The 19,667-nt window shown below is 49.7% G+C and carries 20 protein-coding genes; 14 read left to right on the top strand and 6 right to left on the bottom strand.

From position 1 onward, the window contains the following. Positions 1-77 precede the first annotated feature (77 nt). A complete protein-coding gene (gene hslV / locus FHS77_RS06455) occupies positions 78-632 on the bottom strand; it encodes an ATP-dependent protease subunit HslV (protein WP_184221507.1) in 555 nt (184 codons plus the stop codon). A gap of 301 nt (positions 633-933) precedes the next feature. On the opposite strand from hslV, the gene hisB reads away from it, so the two are divergent. From hisB to coaA, 7 genes are read left to right on the top strand one after another with little or no spacing between them, the layout of a single operon-like run. Then, a complete protein-coding gene (gene hisB, locus FHS77_RS06450; protein ID WP_184221505.1) occupies positions 934-1,572 on the top strand; it encodes an imidazoleglycerol-phosphate dehydratase HisB in 639 nt (212 codons plus the stop codon). Positions 1,573-1,574: 2 nt separating this feature from the next. Further along, on the top strand, positions 1,575-2,078 hold the full coding sequence (locus FHS77_RS06445) for a DUF2628 domain-containing protein (protein WP_184221503.1): 504 nt from the start codon (positions 1,575-1,577) through the stop codon (positions 2,076-2,078). Continuing rightward, positions 2,078-2,728, top strand: coding sequence for an imidazole glycerol phosphate synthase subunit HisH (gene hisH, locus FHS77_RS06440; RefSeq protein ID WP_184221501.1), 651 nt, complete (start codon positions 2,078-2,080; stop codon positions 2,726-2,728). The genes FHS77_RS06445 and hisH overlap by 1 nt, the downstream gene beginning before the upstream one ends. After that, a complete protein-coding gene (gene hisA / locus FHS77_RS06435) occupies positions 2,725-3,462 on the top strand; it encodes a 1-(5-phosphoribosyl)-5-[(5-phosphoribosylamino)methylideneamino]imidazole-4-carboxamide isomerase (protein WP_184221499.1) in 738 nt (245 codons plus the stop codon). Before hisH ends, hisA begins: the two co-directional genes overlap by 4 nt. Continuing rightward, positions 3,459-4,244, top strand: coding sequence for an imidazole glycerol phosphate synthase subunit HisF (hisF, locus tag FHS77_RS06430; protein ID WP_184221814.1), 786 nt, complete (start codon positions 3,459-3,461; stop codon positions 4,242-4,244). Before hisA ends, hisF begins: the two co-directional genes overlap by 4 nt. Before the next feature lie 38 nt (positions 4,245-4,282). Next, positions 4,283-4,606 (top strand): phosphoribosyl-ATP diphosphatase, encoded by a 324-nt coding sequence (locus FHS77_RS06425; protein WP_184221497.1) that lies wholly within the window; start codon positions 4,283-4,285, stop codon positions 4,604-4,606. A 12-nt stretch (positions 4,607-4,618) separates the two neighbouring features. After that, on the top strand, positions 4,619-5,587 hold the full coding sequence (gene coaA, locus FHS77_RS06420; protein WP_184221495.1) for a type I pantothenate kinase: 969 nt from the start codon (positions 4,619-4,621) through the stop codon (positions 5,585-5,587). Between the two features lie 56 nt (positions 5,588-5,643). Here the strand turns inward: coaA and lysM are convergent, their stop codons facing one another. The 3 genes from lysM to FHS77_RS06405 form a co-directional block, all read right to left on the bottom strand. Further along, complete coding sequence (gene lysM / locus FHS77_RS06415; protein ID WP_184221494.1) at positions 5,644-6,093, bottom strand: peptidoglycan-binding protein LysM; 450 nt, start codon at positions 6,091-6,093, stop codon at positions 5,644-5,646. A 144-nt stretch (positions 6,094-6,237) separates the two neighbouring features. Further along, on the bottom strand, positions 6,238-6,675 hold the full coding sequence (gene arfB / locus FHS77_RS06410) for an alternative ribosome rescue aminoacyl-tRNA hydrolase ArfB (protein WP_184221492.1): 438 nt from the start codon (positions 6,673-6,675) through the stop codon (positions 6,238-6,240). 93 nt (positions 6,676-6,768) lie between these two features. Then, positions 6,769-8,379, bottom strand: coding sequence for a phosphoenolpyruvate carboxykinase (locus tag FHS77_RS06405; RefSeq protein ID WP_184221490.1), 1,611 nt, complete (start codon positions 8,377-8,379; stop codon positions 6,769-6,771). A 338-nt stretch (positions 8,380-8,717) separates the two neighbouring features. Here FHS77_RS06405 and FHS77_RS06400 point away from each other — a divergent pair, with 338 nt between their 5' ends. From FHS77_RS06400 to FHS77_RS06380, 5 genes are all read left to right on the top strand, one after another. Beyond that, entirely contained in the window at positions 8,718-9,437 is a 720-nt protein-coding gene (locus FHS77_RS06400) for a response regulator transcription factor (protein ID WP_184221488.1), read from the top strand. A 146-nt stretch (positions 9,438-9,583) separates the two neighbouring features. Further along, positions 9,584-11,371 (top strand): sensor histidine kinase, encoded by a 1,788-nt coding sequence (locus tag FHS77_RS06395; RefSeq protein ID WP_210307057.1) that lies wholly within the window; start codon positions 9,584-9,586, stop codon positions 11,369-11,371. Next, positions 11,371-11,829 (top strand): HPr kinase/phosphorylase, encoded by a 459-nt coding sequence (locus tag FHS77_RS06390; RefSeq protein ID WP_184221485.1) that lies wholly within the window; start codon positions 11,371-11,373, stop codon positions 11,827-11,829. Before FHS77_RS06395 ends, FHS77_RS06390 begins: the two co-directional genes overlap by 1 nt. Positions 11,830-12,173: 344 nt before the next feature. Next, the gene (locus tag FHS77_RS06385; protein WP_184221483.1) at positions 12,174-12,575 is read left to right on the top strand and encodes a PTS sugar transporter subunit IIA; all 402 of its coding nucleotides are present in this window, start codon (positions 12,174-12,176) and stop codon (positions 12,573-12,575) included. A 4-nt stretch (positions 12,576-12,579) separates the two neighbouring features. Further along, positions 12,580-12,894, top strand: coding sequence for an HPr family phosphocarrier protein (locus tag FHS77_RS06380; protein ID WP_184221481.1), 315 nt, complete (start codon positions 12,580-12,582; stop codon positions 12,892-12,894). A 48-nt stretch (positions 12,895-12,942) separates the two neighbouring features. On the opposite strand, the gene FHS77_RS06375 is transcribed toward FHS77_RS06380, so the two are convergent. Next, positions 12,943-13,440, bottom strand: coding sequence for an Lrp/AsnC family transcriptional regulator (locus FHS77_RS06375; RefSeq protein WP_184221479.1), 498 nt, complete (start codon positions 13,438-13,440; stop codon positions 12,943-12,945). Between the two features lie 168 nt (positions 13,441-13,608). Between FHS77_RS06375 and putA the strand changes: the two genes are divergently transcribed. Further along, on the top strand, positions 13,609-17,271 hold the full coding sequence (gene putA / locus FHS77_RS06370) for a trifunctional transcriptional regulator/proline dehydrogenase/L-glutamate gamma-semialdehyde dehydrogenase (RefSeq protein WP_184221477.1): 3,663 nt from the start codon (positions 13,609-13,611) through the stop codon (positions 17,269-17,271). 532 nt (positions 17,272-17,803) lie between these two features. Then, positions 17,804-17,950 (top strand): DUF1127 domain-containing protein, encoded by a 147-nt coding sequence (locus FHS77_RS06365; protein WP_184221475.1) that lies wholly within the window; start codon positions 17,804-17,806, stop codon positions 17,948-17,950. Positions 17,951-18,320: 370 nt separating this feature from the next. On the opposite strand, the gene FHS77_RS06360 is transcribed toward FHS77_RS06365, so the two are convergent. After that, entirely contained in the window at positions 18,321-19,649 is a 1,329-nt protein-coding gene (locus FHS77_RS06360; RefSeq protein WP_184221473.1) for an NAD(P)/FAD-dependent oxidoreductase, read from the bottom strand. Positions 19,650-19,667 lie beyond the last annotated feature (18 nt).

The raw sequence follows: 19,667 nt of genomic DNA, 5'->3' as shown, positions 1-19,667 counted from the left end.
TGAACGGCTTTCATTTGAGCTGATTGGATGATGAGAGGCGGTTTTTCGCCTCTCGGCTTTGCTCTTCAATTGGGCACTTATTTCGCGTCGAGTGATTCCACCAGAATGCTATGATTGGTGTAAATGCAGATATCGGCTGCAATATTCATTGCTTTGAGAGCAATTTCTTCTGCTCCAAGATCGGTATCAACAAGCGCTCTGGCCGCAGCAAGTGCATAATTGCCGCCCGAACCGATGGCCATCACGCCATGTTCCGGTTCCAGCACGTCGCCGGTGCCGGTCAGTGCCAGAGTTACATTGGCATCAGCCACCAGCATCATGGCTTCCAGTTTGCGCAAATAGCGGTCGGTGCGCCAGTCTTTGGCCAGTTCCACACAAGCGCGCATCAACTGGTCGGGATATTGTTCAAGTTTGGCTTCAAGGCGTTCCAGCAGCGTGAAAGCATCAGCCGTTGCACCGGCAAAACCGGCAATCACATTGCCTTTGCTGAGGCGGCGTACTTTGCGGGCATTGCCCTTCATCACGGTATTGCCAAGCGAAACCTGACCGTCACCGGCAATGACGACCTTGTCGCCTTTGCGCACTGTCACGATGGTGGTGCCATAAATGGTTGTGGGATTATGATTGATCATGGATACTCCTTAGGCGACCGTGCAGATTCCTGTTCACTCAGGCAATCATGGCGATCCCGACTGATCTTAGCTGATCCTGAATATGTGGCGTGCTAATGCGATTTACAAGAAATCACCCGCACTTCATTTTGGGTTTATGTATGAAATTGACAAAGAAATGCAAATAATAAGGCGTTGTGACGCAATAAATTAAGCCAATTGATGGCTTCACCTCATCAAAGCATTTGGAAAAAGGCGCAACCTGTTCTAGAACGCTGTCAATAAATGCCTATGGGGCCAATATATACATATGGGAAAAGTTATGGTTTCTGACAGCACACGCAAAGCAAGCCCACGTGAAGCGAGCCCACGTGAAGCGAGCATTGAACGCTCCACTAACGAAACAGGAATTTCCGTTTCGGTGAATTTGGACGGAACCGGTCAATTCGATATTCAAACCGGCGTTGGTTTCTTCGACCATATGCTTGATCAGCTGTCACGACATTCCCTGATTGATATGCATATCCGCACCAAAGGTGATACGCATATTGATGACCATCATACCGTTGAAGATACCGGCATTGCACTGGGCAAGGCTGTGGCGGAAGCTTTGGGCGAGCGCCGCGGTATTGTGCGTTACGCTTCACTTGATCTGGCGATGGACGAAACTTTAACCCGCGCCGCTTTGGATGTGTCGGGGCGTCCTTTCCTCGTCTTCGATGTGCCTTTCAATGCACCGAAAATCGGTACATTTGACACCGAACTGGTGCAGGAGTTTTTTCAGGCTTTTGCCATGAATGCCGGCATTACATTGCATGTCAAAACCCATTATGGCAGCAATAATCATCATATTGCCGAAACTGTTTTTAAAGCAGTGGCGCGCGCTTTACGGGTTGCTATTGAAACTGATCCGCGCCAAAAAAATGCGATACCTTCAACAAAGGGCACTTTAAAAGGTTAGTCATGGCAAGCTTTGTCGTTCTGGAACCAGAAGGCTTAAATGAAAAGGCACAGGCAGATGCTACTGTCATAGTACGTGACGGTTTTGCATTCTTTGCGCTGATCGTGCCTTTTTTCTGGCTTCTGTCCAAACGGCTTTGGCTGGAAGCATTTGTTGTGTTTGCGGCAATACTTGCCATTGGCAGTGCAGCGACAACTCAATTTGCCCCGGTTGTTCCATTCCTGATTTTTCTTGTTTCTGTGCTGGTGGCGCTGGAAGGCAATGATTGGCAGATCGCTAAATTGCGTCGTCGCGGCTATGTGGAAAAGGCTGTAATTGATGCCAATGATTTAGGCGAAGCGGAAATCCGCTATTTCGTCGATCATGCAGATTTGCGTCAACCGCCGGAGAGCGCCGATACAGGGACAGAAACAATCCATCAGCAAAGACAACTGAAGTCCCCTCCCCAATTCCCACATATCGGCTCGCAGATTGGTCTTGTGAGCCACCGCGGAGATAACTCTTAATGCGTGTTGCCATTATTGATTACGGATCAGGCAATCTGCGCTCCGTTGCCAAAGCATTTGAACGTGCAGGCAACGATGTGCATCCTTCAATTGAAATTGATGTGACTTCGGACGCGCATCGCGTGGCACATGCGGATTATATTGTGCTGCCAGGTGTCGGCGCTTATGCCGATTGCAAACGCGGTTTGTCCCTTGTGCCGGATATGATTGAAACATTGCAGAAAACCGTTGTTGAACAGGCACGCCCTTTCCTCGGCATTTGTGTCGGCATGCAATTGATGGCAGAGCGCGGTTTGGAAAAACAAGTGACTGAGGGCCTTGGCTGGATTGCCGGTGATGTGCGTGAAATCAAGGTTTCAGACCCGGGTTTGAAAATTCCGCAGATCGGATGGAATAGGATTCACGTGAAACATTCCCATCCCCTCTTTGCAAATATTGCAACCGGTGAGGATGGATTACACGCCTATTACGTCCATTCTTACATGCTGGATGCTAAAAATCCTGAAGATGTTTTAGCCACAAGTGAGTATGGCGAGACCGTCACCGCTGCGGTTGCGCGTGATAATATGGCTGGAACACAGTTCCATCCGGAAAAAAGCCAGGCACTCGGACTGGCCTTGATTGCTAATTTCTTGAAGTGGAAGCCATGATTTTATTTCCTGCAATTGATCTTAAAGAAGGCGAATGTGTTCGTCTGAAACTGGGCGATATGGATCAGGCAACGGTCTATAATCAGGACCCTGCCGCACAGGCCAAGGCATTTGAAGATCAGGGTTTTGAATGGCTGCATGTGGTTGATCTCAACGGCGCATTTGCTGGTGAAAGCGTCAATGGTGCGGCTGTAGATGCAATTTTGAAAGCCACTAAAAATCCGGTGCAGCTCGGCGGTGGTATCCGCACATTGCAGCATATTGAAAACTGGCTTTCGCGCGGGCTTTCACGCGTGATTTTAGGCACCGTCGCGGTACGTGATCCGGCGCTTGTGATCGAAGCTTGTAAAGAATTTCCGGGCAAAGTGGCCGTTGGTATTGATGCCAAGGGCGGCAAAGTGGCGGTTGAAGGCTGGGCGGAAGCATCCGAACTTGGCGTGATTGAACTGGCACAGAAGTTTGAAGGTGCCGGTGTGGCGGCCATTATTTACACTGATATTGACCGTGACGGCATTCTGGCGGGTATCAACTGGGAGTCAACTCTCAGCCTTGCTGATGCGGTTTCCATTCCGGTGATTGCATCCGGCGGTCTGGCTTCGATGCAGGATATTGAACGCATGACCCAGCCCGATGCCCGCAAGCTTGAAGGCGCCATTTCAGGACGTGCGCTTTATGATGGCCGCATTGATCCGGTTGAGGCACTGGCATTACTCAAAAACAAAAGAGGCGCATAATGCTGAAAGCACGTGTTATTCCTTGTCTGGATGTGAAAGACGGACGCGTTGTCAAAGGCGTCAATTTTGTTGATCTGATTGATGCCGGTGATCCGGTGGAGGCGGCTAAAGCTTATGATGCGGCTGGTGCCGACGAATTATGCTTTCTCGATATTACGGCGAGCTCCGACAATCGCGATACGATTTTTGATGTGGTTTCACGCACAGCTGAACAATGCTTCATGCCGCTCACTGTTGGTGGTGGCGTTCGCGCTGTCGGCGATATTCGCAAATTGCTGCTGGCCGGTGCTGACAAAGTTTCGATCAATACGGCTGCGGTGAAAAATCCTGAATTTGTTGCAGAAGCTGCTGATAAGTTCGGCAATCAATGTATTGTTGTGGCGATTGATGCGAAAAAAGTGTCCGCCGCCAATGAAGCAGATCGCTGGGAAATTTTCACCCATGGCGGTCGTGAACGCACTGGCATTGATGCGATTGAATTTGCGCAGAAAATGGCAGATCTCGGTGCAGGTGAAATTTTGCTTACCTCCATGGATCGTGACGGCACCAAGGCTGGCTATGACATCGCGCTGACCCGTGCCGTGGCTGACAGCGTGCGTGTGCCGGTGATTGCATCTGGTGGCGTTGGTACGCTTGATCATATGGTGGCAGGTATTCGTGACGGCCATGCAGCGGCGGTGCTGGCTGCCTCCATTTTCCATTTTGGCACCTATACGATTGAGGAAGCAAAGCGCGCTCTGGCCGATGCCGGAATTCCTGTGCGCCTTGATCCATTGCCATAATAAAAACTGATGAGCGGGAACAGCTCCGGAGAAAAACGATGAGCAGATTTACCCTTGAAGCGCTGGAAAGCATTATTGCTGAGCGCGCAGCCAGCACGGATGGTTCGTCTTATACGGCTTCTTTGATGCGTAAAGGTCAGCCGAAGGCCAGCCAAAAGCTTGGCGAAGAAGCGGTGGAAACGATCATCGCAGCACTTGCCGGTGATAAGTCGGAAGTCGTGTCTGAGAGTGCTGACCTTCTCTATCATTTGTTGGTGGTGTGGAAATTGGCCGGTGTTTCCCTGGATGATGTTTTGGCTGAATTACAGCGCCGCACATCGCAGACGGGTCTTGAGGAAAAAGCTGCTCGCGGCAACGCATAAGGACGCGCTCTCATGTGGGAAAAAGTGGATCAGCTTGCACCCGGACAATATTCGCCTTATCGCTTGTTTTCCGCAAATGAGTGGTCGGAGTTTCGTGCCGATACGCCCCTCACCCTGACCGCTGATGAGGTCAAACGGTTACGTTCTTTAGGTGATCCGATTGATCTGGATGAAGTACGCCATATTTATTTGTCGCTGTCACGTTTGCTGTCGGCGCATGTGGAAGCAAGCCAGTTGCTGTTTCATCAGCGCAAGCAATTTCTCAATATGGACGATACGTTTAAAACACCGTTCATTATCGGCATTGCGGGTTCAGTGGCTGTGGGCAAATCCACCACAGCGCGTATTCTGAAGGAATTGCTGGCGCGCTGGCCGTCGAGCCCGAAAGTTGATCTTGTCACCACGGACGGCTTTCTTTATCCCAATGACGTGTTGCGTGAGCATAATATGATGGATCGCAAGGGCTTTCCTGAAAGTTATGATGTTGGCGCCTTGCTGCGCTTTTTATCTGCGATAAAAGCCGGTATCGATAAAGTGCAGGCGCCCCTTTATTCGCATCTTTCCTATGATGTGCTGCCGGATGAATATATCACTATCGACAAGCCTGATATTCTGATTTTTGAAGGCATTAATGTGTTGCAGGTGCGTGATTTGCCGGAGGACGGCAAGATGGTGCCTTTCGTCTCCGACTTCTTTGATTTCTCAATCTATATTGATGCCGAAACCGATCAGATTCATAAATGGTATATTGACCGCTTCATGAGCTTGCGTGAGACGGCTTTCCAAAATCCCAAGTCGTTTTTCCACCGTTATTCACAACTGTCAGAAACCGCTGCACGCTCTATAGGTGAAGGTCTGTGGGAAAATATCAACCTGATCAATTTGCGCGAAAATATTCTGCCGACACGTCCGCGTGCGGATTTGATATTACGTAAAGGTGATGATCACCTGATCGAAGAAGTCGCTTTAAGAAAGATTTGAAAATAAAAAAGTCCGGCTTTTTGAGCCGGACTTTTTAAATTTCAAGATAATAAGTTTTAACCGAGTTCAGGGATACGCAGAACCTGACCCGGATAGATTTTATCCGGCGATGTCAGCATCGGCTTATTGGCTTCAAAGATAATATTGTTCTTATCACCTTTGCCTTTGCCATATTGGGCTTCAGCGATTTTCCACAGATTGTCGCCTTTTTTAACCGTGTAGAAAACCGGTTCTTTCCCACCGGCAGCACCATCAACGGTGAGCTCCGAGGCTTCCACTTTGGAAACGCCGAGTGAGTTACCCACAGCGATAATGGCTTTTTCGAAAGCCGACTGGTCTTTAACAGTGCCTTTGAGCACAGCCTTGTCGCCTTCAACCACAACCTGCACATCTTCAGTGCCGAGCTTGTGTGAGTCCAATTCCTTTTTCAGATCATCTGCTTTTGGCTCATCTTCACCAAAGCCGAGCTTGGTGCCTACAGATTTAACAAAATCGAAAATACCCATCAAAGTAGCTCCTCGTTACAGTTGTTTTATAAATGTAGTGCGGAAATTGTGGCTGTCCAAGAAAATAAGTCAAAATGGATGATAACTTACTCTAAAAGATGACGCAGGCGAATTTTGACACAGATTTTTGTCAGAAATATTTGGTTAGTCGAAATTCACTTTGCCGCGCATTTTTTTGACATCAGAGCGACCCGCCTTTTGTTTCAGACGGCGTTCAACCGAGCCTTTGGTGGGCTTTGTTTTGCGTCTTGGCGGCGGCGGCGGAACGGCAGCCTCGGTAATCAGCGCAATCATTCTTTCACGCGCATCAAGGCGGTTTCGCTCCTGTAAACGAAAGCGGCTGGCTTCAATCAGAATATCGCCATCTTTGGTGGCGCGTTGTCCGGCAAGTTTGATGAGGCGCTCCAGCACATCTTCCGGCAGCCCTGCTTGTCCGGCCAGAAACCGCAATTGCACTGCGGTGGAAACTTTGTTGACGTTTTGTCCGCCCGGCCCCGACGACCGGATAAAGCTCTCTTCCAAATCATTTTCATGAATATGGATACGGTGATTGATGCGGATGCGGTTTTTATTCTCTTCCATGCGCGTAACATTACACGGAAAACACTTTGAAAGCAGCATGAAAAAACCCGGCTTTTGCAAGCCGGGTTTTTAAAATTAAGATTTTGAAAGCGCTTATTCTGCGGCCATCTGGGTGGCAGGTGCAGCGGAGCGCACATCGCTGTCCACATGGGCTTCAAACTTTTCAAAAGCCTTGATGAACATATCAACGAGCTTGGCTGCCTGTTTGTCATAGGCTGCTTTATCTGCCCATGTTGAACGTGGGTTGAGGATAGCACTATCCACACCCGGAACGGCCACGGGAACCTGAAAGCCGAAGTTTTCGTCGGTGCGGAACTCGACCGAGTTCAGCGAACCATCAAGTGCTGAGCTAAGCAAAGCGCGTGTGGCTTTAATCGGCATACGGTTGCCGGTGCCGTAAGCGCCACCTGTCCAGCCAGTGTTGACCAGCCAGCAATCCACATCATGTTCAGCAATCAATGCACGCAGCAGATTGCCGTATTCTGACGGATGGCGCGGCATGAAAGGCGCACCAAAGCAGGTGGAGAAAGTTGCTTCAGGCTCGGTTACACCCTTTTCGGTGCCGGCAACTTTAGCAGTATAGCCGGACAAGAAGTGGTACATAGCCTGTGCCGGTGTCAGCTTGGCAATCGGAGGCATAACACCAAAAGCATCAGCGGTGAGCATGATGATGTTCTTAGGCTGACCGCCCTTGCCTGTCTTGCTTGCATTTGGAATGAAGTTCAACGGATAAGCGCAACGGGTGTTTTCGGTGAGTGAACCATCATCGAAATCGGGCTGACGGTTGTCATCCAGCACGACGTTTTCAAGCACTGTGCCGAAACGCTGTGTGGTTGCGTAGATTTCCGGTTCAGCTTCTGCCGACAGACGGATGGTTTTTGCATAGCAGCCACCTTCAAAGTTGAAGATGCCGTCTTTGCCCCAGCCGTGCTCATCATCACCAATCAATGTGCGGCTTGGATCAGCCGACAAAGTGGTTTTACCGGTGCCGGAAAGACCAAAGAAAATAGCTGTGTCGCCGTCTTTGCCTTCATTGGCAGAGCAATGCATTGGCATAACGCCCTTGGCAGGCAAGAGATAGTTGAGTGCGGTGAAAACAGACTTCTTCATTTCACCGGCATATGATGTGCCGCCGATGAGAACGATTTTGCGGGTCAGATCGACAGCAATCACAGTTTCCGAGCGGCAGCCGTGGCGCGCAGGGTCAGCCTTGAAGGATGGCAGATCAATAATGGTCATCTGTGGAACGTAAGAAGCGAGATCGCTTTCCTCAGGACGGATCAGCAGATTGCGGATGAACAGAGAATGCCATGCAAATTCTGTAATTACGCGGGCATTGATAGAATTGTCTTTGTCTGCGCCACCAATCAGATCCTGCACAAACAGTTCTTTGCCTTTGGCGTGCTCGATGAAATCAGCGTGAAGCAGATCGAATGCTTCTGGTGTCATCGGCTTGTTGTTGTCCCACCATACCTGATCTTCAGTATTGGCATCACGGACAACAAATTTGTCTTTAGGTGAACGGCCGGTGTGCTGACCGGTGCGGGCAACAATTGCGCCCTGCGCTGTCAGTTCTGCTTCACCACGACGGATTGATTCTTCATAAAGCTTCGCTGGTCCAAAGTTATAATAGACTGCAGAGAGCTCCTTCAGTCCTGAAGTGGCAATGGAAGCGGCGGTATTGTGGATGCCGATCTCGCTCATAGTATCTCCGCGATCTGTTGTAAAAGAAAAATTGAACACTGCCGGTGTTTCATTGGTCATTACCGGTGCGATGCGAGTCCAAAACATTTTAAATAAAATAATTCAAATGTTTAATCGATTTAAAAAAATTTAAAAATTTTTAAATCGGTTAGAACTGAGTATCTGGGTTGTTTTTGATAATAATTCACAACCATTGATTGTTTTTGGCTGTGGAAGACTTATTTACAGGCAGAAAAGGCCTTTGCCACATTTTGTACCTAATTTGTACTGCACAAGCGCAAAGAACTATAGTAATTTTGACATCTGCTGATTTGCTTAAATCAAGGAAAGGCGACCGTATGAAGGAAGTATCCGCAACACAGACGATTGCGCTGGTCGATGATGATCGTAATATTCTGACCTCCGTTTCAATTGCGTTGGAGTCAGAGGGCTATCGTGTTGAGACTTATACGGACGGTGCCTCGGCACTTGATGGATTGACGGCGCGTCCGCCAAACCTTGCTATCTTCGATATTAAAATGCCGCGTATGGACGGGATGGAATTGCTGCGCCGTTTGCGTCAGAAGTCTGACCTGCCGGTGATTTTCCTCACTTCCAAAGATGATGAGATTGATGAATTGTTCGGCCTGAAAATGGGTGCGGATGATTTTATCACCAAGCCGTTTTCACAGCGTTTGCTGGTCGAGCGTGTTAAAGCGGTTCTTCGCCGCGTTGCTGCGCGTGACGGCAGCGCCAAGCCAAGCGGCCAGCAAGCCCGCTCGCTTGAGCGCGGCCAGCTGGTGATGGATCAGGAACGCCATACCTGCACATGGAAGGGCGAACCGGTTATTTTAACTGTGACTGAATTCCTTATTCTGCATTCTTTGGCGCAGCGTCCGGGTGTCGTTAAAAGCCGTGATGCCCTGATGGATGCCGCTTATGACGAGCAGGTCTATGTGGATGATCGCACCATCGACAGCCATATCAAGCGTCTGCGTAAGAAATTTAAGCAGGTTGATGATAGTTTCGAAATGATTGAAACGCTTTATGGGGTTGGCTATCGCTTCCGCGAAGCTTAAATCATAAATGAATTTTCATTTGTGAGTTTAAAATCCGAAAGGCAATAAAGCAGGTCATGGTCGTGCAGGCGCCAGAAGCGCATAATGAGGCGCACAATGGGGCGCATAACGAAACGGGCAATAAATCAGGCACGCGCAGAGAGCGTATGGCACGCCGCCAGCGTTCGCTTTTTCTGCGCCGTCTGGTTGCGCCTGTTCGTAAGCTGCTCGGCAATTATCTTTTTTCAAGCCTGACACGCCGTATCCTGTTTCTCAATCTGGCAGCTTTGGCTGTGCTGGTTTCCGGCATTCTTTATATGAACCAGTTTCGGGACGGGCTGGTGGATGCCAAGGTGGAAAGCTTAAAAACGCAGGGCGAGATTATCGCCGGTGCGATTGCCGCTTCCGCAACAGTGGAAACCAATTCCATCATGATTGATCCGGAGGTGCTGCTGGAACTGCAAGCGGGGCAAAGCACCAATCCGGCTTCCGATTCCATTGAAAACTGGGAATTTCCGATCAATCCGGAACGTGTGGCGCCTTTGCTGCGTCGTCTGATCTCACCCGTCAACACCCGCGCCCGTATCTATGATCGCGGCTCCAATCTGTTGCTTGATTCACGCCATCTTTATTTCCGCGGACAGGTTTTCCGTTATGACCTGCCGCCGCTGGATGAAGAAGAAAAGACATGGACAGAGCGCGCGCGCGGCTGGATCTGGCGTTTGTTCTATGGTGGCGGTCTGCCGCTTGATCACGAGCAGCCGGGCGGCAATGGTTCTGTTTATCCGGAAATTAAAGCAGCCCTTGATGGCGTTCCGCAGTCTGCACAACGTCGGAATGAAAAAGGCGAGCTGGTCGTTTCGGTAGCAATTCCGATCCAGCGTTTCCGTGCTGTGCTTGGCGTGTTGTTGTTATCCACAGAGGGTGGGGATATCGATAAGATCGTGCAGGGCGAACGAAACGCGATTTTCCGTGTTTTTGGTGTTGTTTCTGCGGTGATGGTCATTCTCTCGCTGTTTTTGGCTTATGCGATTGCTAATCCGTTACGTAAATTGGCAGCGGCCGCTGATCGCGTGCGTCATGGCGTGAAAACCCGTGTGGAAATTCCCGATTACTCTGAACGTCAGGATGAGATCGGCCATCTATCGACATCCATCCGCGATATGATGGATGCGCTTTATACACGGATTGAAGCGATTGAAAGTTTTGCGGCTGATGTCAGTCATGAGTTGAAAAACCCGTTGACCTCTTTGCGCAGTGCTGTGGAAACATTGCCGCTTGCCAAAACAGATGAATCCCGCAAACGTTTGCTGGATGTGATCGAGCATGATGTGCGTCGTCTTGATCGTCTGATTACCGATATTTCCGATGCGTCGCGTCTTGATGCGGAACTGGCGCGCGAACATACTGATCTGGTGGATGTAAAAGTTCTGCTGGAAAATATTGTGCAGGCTGCACAAGGTGTGCGCCGTAATAAAATCGGTACGGAAATCGAATTTGATATTGGCAAAAAGCCAGCGGGCAAAAAAGGTTTCACCGTTGCCGGTCACGATCTGCGTCTTGGACAGGTTGTTTCAAACCTGATTGAAAATGCGCGTTCTTTTGTACCTGAAGATACAGGCAAGATCACCGTGCATCTGACAAGCCGTGCCCAGCGTTTGCAAATTATCATCGAGGATAATGGTCCCGGCATTCCGATTGAGAATATCGAGCGTATTTTTGAGCGTTTCTATACAGATCGCCCGTCTAATGAGGCTTTTGGCCAGAATTCCGGCTTGGGGCTTTCGATCAGCCGGCAGATCATCGAAGCGCATGGCGGTACGCTGATTGCTGAAAATATTTACAGCAGTGAGAAAGAGCCGAAGAAAGCCGGTAAAACGGCCAAGGCGAAAGCACCGGCCGATCCGGAAATTGTCGGTGCCCGTTTTATCGTTGATCTACCTTTGGCAAGCTGATGGAAAAAAGTGGTATCCACGCCTCGACAGTTGAAGTAAATGGCCGCGGTGTCATGTTTTTGGGCGCGTCGGGGATGGGTAAAACTGAGCTGGTGCTGACGCTGATTGAGCGCGCCATTGCGCGAGGCGAAGAAGCGATGCTGGTGGCGGATGATCGCACATTGATCAGACGTGAAGGCGAGGCAATCATCGCCAGCGTGCCGCAGCAACTGGCCGGTGGCATTGAGATCCGCGGTGCCGGTCTTTTCAAGCGCCCCTTTAAGAGTGAAACCCAATTGGCGCTTGTGGTTAAACTGGTTTCAGCAGAAACGGGCGAGCGTTTTCCTGAAGGCCATCAATGGCATTTTGAAGGGGTGGATATTCCTTGTTTACACTTGCGCGCTTTGAGTGCGGGTGCTGATTCGCTAACGATTGCCCGTGCTGTCGAAGCAACTTTGTTTTACGAGCTGTGGCCGTGAAAGGCCTGGCTTGAATATATCGTGCATAAACCTATATTAGATATGCGTGAATCATTAAATATTGACTATATAAGTATAGTTTATAAAATTATTTAAAAACAACAGTTTAAAAAAATATTTTATAATTTTCTTTATTTTTATAATGGGTTTTCTGACTGAAGACTGCGGCATTTTGTTTTTATTGGCTTTTTGCGAATAATTTTCACTTGATATCAATAATTGCCCTGCCAAGATATGTGTCCTATTTGCTAAATGATGATGCATCAGGATTGCTAAAGCCTTATTAGCGGGTAATTTTACTGTTCAGGCAGTAAATGGCAGGCCAGAACGGGAGCAGTTAAACAATGATCGGACTCGTGCTTGTTACGCACGGCAGATTGGCCGAAGAGTTTTTGCATGCGGTTGTGCATGTTGTCGGCCAGCAGGATAATTTTGAAACTGTTTGCATCGGCCCTGATGATGATATGGAACAGCGTCGGCAGGATATTGTTGATGCGGTCAAGCGGGCCGATACCGGACAAGGTGTCATTATTTTGACTGATATGTTTGGCGGCACCCCTTCCAATCTGGCTATTTCTGTGATGGAAGCAGGCAAAGTGGAAGTTATTGCCGGGGTTAATTTACCGATGCTGATCAAGCTGAGCAGCATGCGTGTTTCGGGTGATATGAAACTGGCATTGAGCGAGGCACAGGATGCCGGACGCAAATATATCAATGTGGCCAGTCAGGTTCTGACAGGAAAATAACTTTATGCATGTGAGCGTGCCGGTAACTGGTGACTATAATCCTGATGAAGCTCTGACACGCTCTCTTGAGATTATTAATATGCGCGGGCTTCATGCGCGCGCTTCGGCCAAGTTTGTCCAGACTGTGGATAGTTTCAATGCCCATGTGCGTGTTGAAAAAGACGGCATGTCTGTGGGCGGAACATCGATCATGGGCTTGATGATGCTGGCCGCCTCACCTGGTTGCTGCATTCAGGTCAGCGCTTGCGGTGAAGAAGCGCAACAAGTGCTGGATGCTTTGACCGCGCTGATTGCCAATAAATTCGGCGAAGACGCCTGATTTTACCCCTGCTCTGTACATTATATATAGCCGGATTTTAACCGGCTATTACAGGCTGTCCGGATAGACCCTGACCGGACGATTATCCTTGACCGATTCCATCACGACAAAAGTGGATGTACTTGCGACATTGGGCAGGCTGGAGATTTTCTCGCCAAGCACGAGCCGGTAACGGCGGATATCCGGTGTTCTGATTTTCAACAGATAATCAAACGAGCTGGCGATCATGTGACATTCTTCCACTTCACGGATTTTGCGCACAGCCACGTTAAATTCCTGCAAGGCTTTTTCGCGGGTATCCGACAATTTCACAGTTGTAAAAGCAATATGGTCAAGGCCGAGCTTTTCCGGATCAATCGCGGCGCGGAAACCTTGAATATAGCCTTCCTCGACTAATCTTTTCAGCCTTGTCTGGCATGGTGTTTTGGAAAGCCCGACTTGTTTGGCCAGTTCTGTCATAGCGATGCGGCCATCCTGGCTTAATATTTCCAAAATCCGCATATCGAACAAATCCAGATTGCCTGTATTTGGTTGTTTTTCAGTCATTATGAATGGAATTCCGCATTATAATAAGTTCATTTTGCCTAAATATAGCCGATAATAGGTGAGAAAGGAACTTATGGGAATGATATTCTGCAACAAACAGACAAGCGGGTTCACGTTTTGAAAACGGACAGCGTCTGATATCTTACCAGTCTCAAGGGTTCTTCTCTTATGTCTAACGATATTTTCTCTCGCTTTGATCCAGCTTTAAAAACGCAATCGCCGCTGCGCCAGGCCATTACTGATGCGACGCGCCGCCCTGAAGCTGAATGTGTCTGCCATTTGCTTGAAAAGGCAACTTTGCCGGAAGCTGAGCGTAAAGCTATCCGCGCGACCGCCACACAGCTTATCACCGCATTGCGTGCCAAACATAAAGGCACCGGCGTTGAAGGTCTGGTGCATGAATATTCGCTTTCCAGTCAGGAAGGTGTGGCGCTGATGTGTCTGGCGGAGGCATTGCTGCGTATTCCCGATACAGCAACGCGCGATGCGCTTATTCGTGACAAGATCGCGACCGGTGACTGGAAATCCCATATTGGTGGCGGGCGTTCTTTATTCGTCAATGCGGCCACTTGGGGACTGGTGGTTACCGGTAAACTGACCGGCACGGTCAATGATCGCGGTTTGTCGGCAGCGCTCACCCGCGTTATTGCGCGTTGCGGTGAGCCTGTTGTGCGCCGCGGCGTTGATATGGCAATGCGGATGATGGGTGAACAATTCGTCACCGGTGAAACCATTGATGAAGCGGTAAAACGCGCCCGTGTGCTGGAGCAAAAAGGCTTTGGCTATTCTTATGATATGCTGGGCGAGGCTGCGACCACCGCACAAGATGCCGAGCGCTATTATAAAGACTATGAAAATGCCATTCACGCGATTGGTAAAGCCTCTGCCGGACGCGGTATTTATGCAGGCCCTGGCATTTCCATCAAGCTGTCTGCCTTGCATCCGCGCTATTCCCGCGCGCAAACAACACGCGTGATGGGCGAATTGCTGCCGAAAGTGAAAGCTTTGGCCGCAATTGCCAAATCCTACAATATCGGCCTCAATATTGATGCCGAGGAAGCAGACCGTCTGGAAATCTCGCTCGATCTGCTAGAAAGCCTTTGCCTTGATGAAGAGCTCAAGGGCTGGGAAGGTATCGGCTTTGTGGTGCAGGCTTATGGTAAGCGCTGCCCTTATGTATTGGATTTCATCATTGATCTGGCGCGCCGCTCCAATCACCGCATTATGGTGCGTCTGGTTAAGGGTGCTTATTGGGATGCCGAGATCAAACGTGCGCAGGTGGATGGTCTGGAAGATTTTCCGGTTTATACCCGTAAAATCCACACCGACGTCTCTTATATTGCCTGTGCGCAAAAACTGCTCAATGCACGCGATGTAATCTTCCCGCAATTTGCGACCCATAATGCACAGACTTTGGCGACGATCTATCATCTTGCCGGTCAGGACTTTAAAATCGGCGATTATGAGTTCCAGTGCCTGCATGGCATGGGTGAGCCGCTATATGATGAAGTGGTGGGCACACAGAATTTGAACCGCCCTGCCCGCATTTATGCGCCTGTCGGTACCCACGAAACATTGCTTGCCTATCTGGTGCGTCGTTTGCTGGAAAATGGTGCGAACTCTTCTTTCGTCAACCGCATTGCCGATAAAACAGTGTCGATTGATGAACTGACTGAAGATCCGGCTGCTATTGTGCGCTCAATGCGTGAAATCGGTGCTCTGCACGATCAGATTTCACTGCCGAAAGATATTTTGGGCGCTCGTAAAAACTCTGCCGGTCTTGATCTGTCTAACGAGAACACACTTGTGGCGCTTCATGCAGATTTGCTGAAATCGGCCGCTCAGGATTGGCAGGCTAAACCATTACTTGGTTCATTGTCTGTGCAAGGAACACCCCGTGATGTGCTTAATCCGGGTGATCACAGCGATAAAATCGGTACTGTTTTTGAAGTCAGTGAAGAGGACGCAGCCAAGGCTGTACAATTGGCGGCCAAGTCGGTGAAAGATTGGGCTGCAAAACCGGCAGCAGAACGCGCGGCCTGTCTGGATCGTGCGGCAGATAAAATGCAGGAAGAAATGCCTGTGCTTCTCGGCCTTATCGTGCGCGAAGCGGGCAAGTCTTTGCCAAATGCGATTGCTGAAGTGCGTGAGGCGATTGATTTCTTGCGTTACTATGCCGATCAGGCACGCCGCACCATTGGTGCCGCACATCAATCTCTGGGCACCGTTGTTTGCATCAGCCCGTGGAACTTCCCATTGGCGATTTTCACCGGACAGGTTGTTGCAGCCCTTGTTGCAGGCAATGCCGTCTTGGCAAAACCAGCAGAAGAAACCCCTTTGATTGCAGCAGAAGCTATCCGTTTGCTGCATGAAGCTGGTGTACCTGCGGATGTCCTGCACTTTGTGCCGGGCGATGGCCGCATTGGTGCAAGTCTTGTCGGTGCAGAAGAAACCGCAGCAGTGATGTTCACCGGTTCTACGGAAGTTGCCCGACTTATTCAGGCGCAACTGGCTAAACGCTTACTGCCAAACGGCCAGCCTATTCCGCTGATTGCTGAAACCGGCGGCCAGAATGCCATGATCGTGGATTCTTCCGCGCTTGCTGAGCAGGTGGTGGCTGATGTGATTGCCTCAGCTTTTGACAGTGCCGGTCAGCGTTGCTCGGCTCTGCGTGTTCTTTGCTTGCAGGAAGATGTGGCAGATCGCATCCTCACCATGCTGAAAGGCGCTTTGCAGGAATTGCAGATCGGGCGCACAGATCGTCTGGCAACCGATATCGGGCCGGTTATCAGTGATGAAGCCAAGGCAATCATCAACGCACATATTGAAGCCATGCGTGGTCAAGGCCGTGCTGTGGAACAATTGCCGCTGCCGGAAGAAACGGCAAAAGGCACTTTTGTTGCCCCAACTATTATTGAACTGCGTAGCTTAAGCGAATTGAAGCGTGAGGTCTTCGGGCCAGTGCTGCATGTCATTCGTTATAAGCGCGATGATCTGGATCGGTTGATCGATGATATTAATGCCACCGGCTATGGTCTGACATTTGGTTTGCATACGCGCTTGGATGAAACCATTGCGCATGTGGCTGAGCGTATTCGGGTTGGCAATATCTATATCAACCGTAATGTGATTGGTGCGGTTGTAGGCGTGCAGCCTTTTGGCGGGCGCGGATTGTCCGGCACGGGGCCAAAGGCAGGCGGGCCGCTTTATCTTGGCCGCTTGCTGCAAAAAGCGCCGGTGCCGCCGCAATATGCTTCGGTGCATCGGGATGCAGGTGCAACCGAGTTTGCGCGCTGGCTTGGCTCCAAGGGTATGAACAGCCTTGCGGCTGCTGCTCGTGAAACGGCAGGTGCTGCCGCATTGGGTTTAAGCATTGAATTGCCGGGCCCTGTAGGCGAGCGTAATATTTATGCTCTGCATCCGCGTGGCACTATTTTATTGCTGCCACAGACGGAAACAGGGCTCTATCGCCAGCTGACGGCTGTGCTTGCAACAGGCAATGATGCGGTGCTTGATGGTGCTTCACCATTGCGCAGCACTTTAAAAGATCTGCCTGCCTCATTGCATGCACGTATTCGCTTTGTCTCTGACTGGAAACAAAGCGGCCCCTATGCAGGTGCGCTGGTGGAAGGGGATGCGAGTGAGATCAGAGCCGCCAATCAGGCTATTGCCGCTCTTTCCGGCCCGCTGGTGCTGACGCAAGCTGCAAGCAGTGAAGATCTGAGCACGAATGCAGACAGTTATTGTCTCAATTGGCTGATGGAAGAAGTATCCACATCCATCAACACCACTGCGGCTGGCGGAAATGCGAGCCTGATGGCGATCGGATGACCGCCCTCTTGGTTAAATAAGGGTCGCTTAACCTGCTTTTGATTAATTTTCACGCTTGCAAGGCATTATTTTATGCTTTGCAAGCCTGAGAAGCCTTAAAAATGATAAAAGCGATGCATGTTAAAATGCATCGCTTTTATATTTAGATCGAATTGCGATACGACGCATAGCTTAACGAAATACAATGTGCAGAAGCGTTGCGAATCCAGCAAAAACGGATACGGTTCATTTTTTAAATAAAAATCGATTTTTAGGTGATTTTGTTGCGCGTAACTGAAGTATAAATCAATATTATTACTTTTAGGTGATTTTGCCGATTAAGGTTTCGTTAATCTTTGAAAGTCTCTCGCGAACATTCGATCCATTCTACACATGATTGTGAACTTATGAAGGCAGAACTGCGCCTTTGCGGTGCTTTTGATGACCTTTAGCGCAGGGTAGCTATGCAAATTTGTGTCTGCACATATCGTGCGCTTTCCCCTATATGTAGGGGGCAAGAGAGAACAACAACTTATTACTTAGGTGAAAAGAAATGAACCTTATCCGCTCATACAACAACTGGCGCCGTTACCGTAACACTGTAAACGAACTGAGCCGCCTTTCATCCCGCGAATTGAATGATCTGGGCATCCTGCCTTCAGATATTCCTTATGTAGCACGCAAGGCTGCAACCCGCTAACAACAGAATTACTGCTGAAGGTCATTAGTATCTTCATGTTGTTCTGTTCATGTGGACTAAGAATTCGGGCAGTGAAGTAGTATAGGTAAGCAATACGGCAGAATATACGAAACCAGCTCAAACTAATATCACAGAAGACCCCTCCTCCTCCCCTTAAAGTCTTCTGTGGTTTAAGACCGGTCTCCCTCCTCCCAATTAGCCGGTCTTTCTATCAGACACCCGTTGCAGTCCTCCCCTGCGACGGGTGTTATTTTTTGCGCATTCTTATTGAGCAGTGTGCTGCTGATTGAAGCACATAAAAAGCCCCGCATGAAAATTGCATACGGGGCTTTAAACTATGTCTGAAATCATCATTTGCTTTTGCAGATGTTCAGCCCCATTTTTCAATGATCAGCTTGCCGCCGTCAGAAAATCTGGAAAAACGGAAAGGTGCCGGATCAACAATCGGTGTTGCGCCCGTCACCATATCAGCAATCAAATGCCCTGCTCCCGGCCCGATGCCGAAACCATGACCGGAAAACCCGGTAGCGATCGTCACGCCTTCCACATTGGCAGCTTCCGAGATCACCGGAATAACATCCGGCATGGTATCAATCAGCCCTGCCCATTCCTGCTCGATGCGTGCGTCTTTGAATTGTGGAAAGGCTTGTTTGACTTTCTCAAGAGCTTGCATATTGGCACTGTGATGCGGACTCGGATCAATGGTGCGGATTTTTTCAAAAACCGACACCTGATCCAGCGGTTTGTTGCGCCAGTGGATAAGTTCTTCAAAAAAGCGCTCACCAAAGCGCAGATGCAGCGTGCGCCATTCCATCATCAGTGAAGGCAGATATTCACGGAAAAACGCAAAACTGTCCGGAATAATATCGGCAACGCCGCCACCTTCGGAGGCGATTGTATAACCGCCATCCAACCGTTTACGGATGCCGAAATCATTGTAATAAATGGCATGATCAATGCCTGCATCAAGCGGTTGGGTGCGAAAAACTGAACCGCGAAGTTTAAGTTGCGGCAAACGCAGGCCTAAGCCTTTGCAAATCAAACGTGACCAGACGCCACCAGCAATCACGACCGCCTGACAGGCCACGACCCCGCGCTCTGTCACCACGGCACTGACCTTGCCATTGGTGGTTTCAATGCCTCTGACGGCACAGTTTTCCAAAATATATGCGCCGTCTTCCATGGCCTTTGCAGCCATAGCAGGTACGGCCTTTTGCGGTTCAGCGCGGCCATCGCCCAGAGTTTGCAGGCCGCCGGCTAGTTTTTGGGTCAGGCCGGGGGCTGCATCCATCGCTTCGCTGGCGGACAGGATTTTAGAATCCAATCCATGTTCACGGGCAATTTTGACCCATTTTTCATAGGTTTCAATCTGTTCTTTGCTCTGCGTTGTGTAAACAATTCCGGAGGTGCGAAAACCAGTTTCACGGCCGGTTTTTGCGTTCAGACTGTTCCAGATTTTCATGCTTTCACGAATGAGCGGTAATTCGCGGCTGTCGCGCCCGTTTTGTCTGCACCAGCCCCAGTTGCGGCTTGATTGCTCACCTGCGAGCATGCCTTTTTCGAAAAGGGTCACGTGAATCCCGCGCTCTGCCAGAAAAAGTGCCGTGCTAACCCCGATAATTCCGCCGCCGATAATGGCCACATCGGTTTTTTGTGGCAAGGTCTGCGAGGTGGTGATTTGATCAATAACGGGACCCATGATAATTCCTCGATCAAG

The sequence above is a fragment of the Paenochrobactrum gallinarii genome, assembly GCF_014205685.1.
Taxonomy (GTDB): domain Bacteria; phylum Pseudomonadota; class Alphaproteobacteria; order Rhizobiales; family Rhizobiaceae; genus Paenochrobactrum; species Paenochrobactrum gallinarii.
Note: the sequence above shows the minus strand (reverse complement) of the source record. Positions and strands in the feature narration are given on the sequence as shown.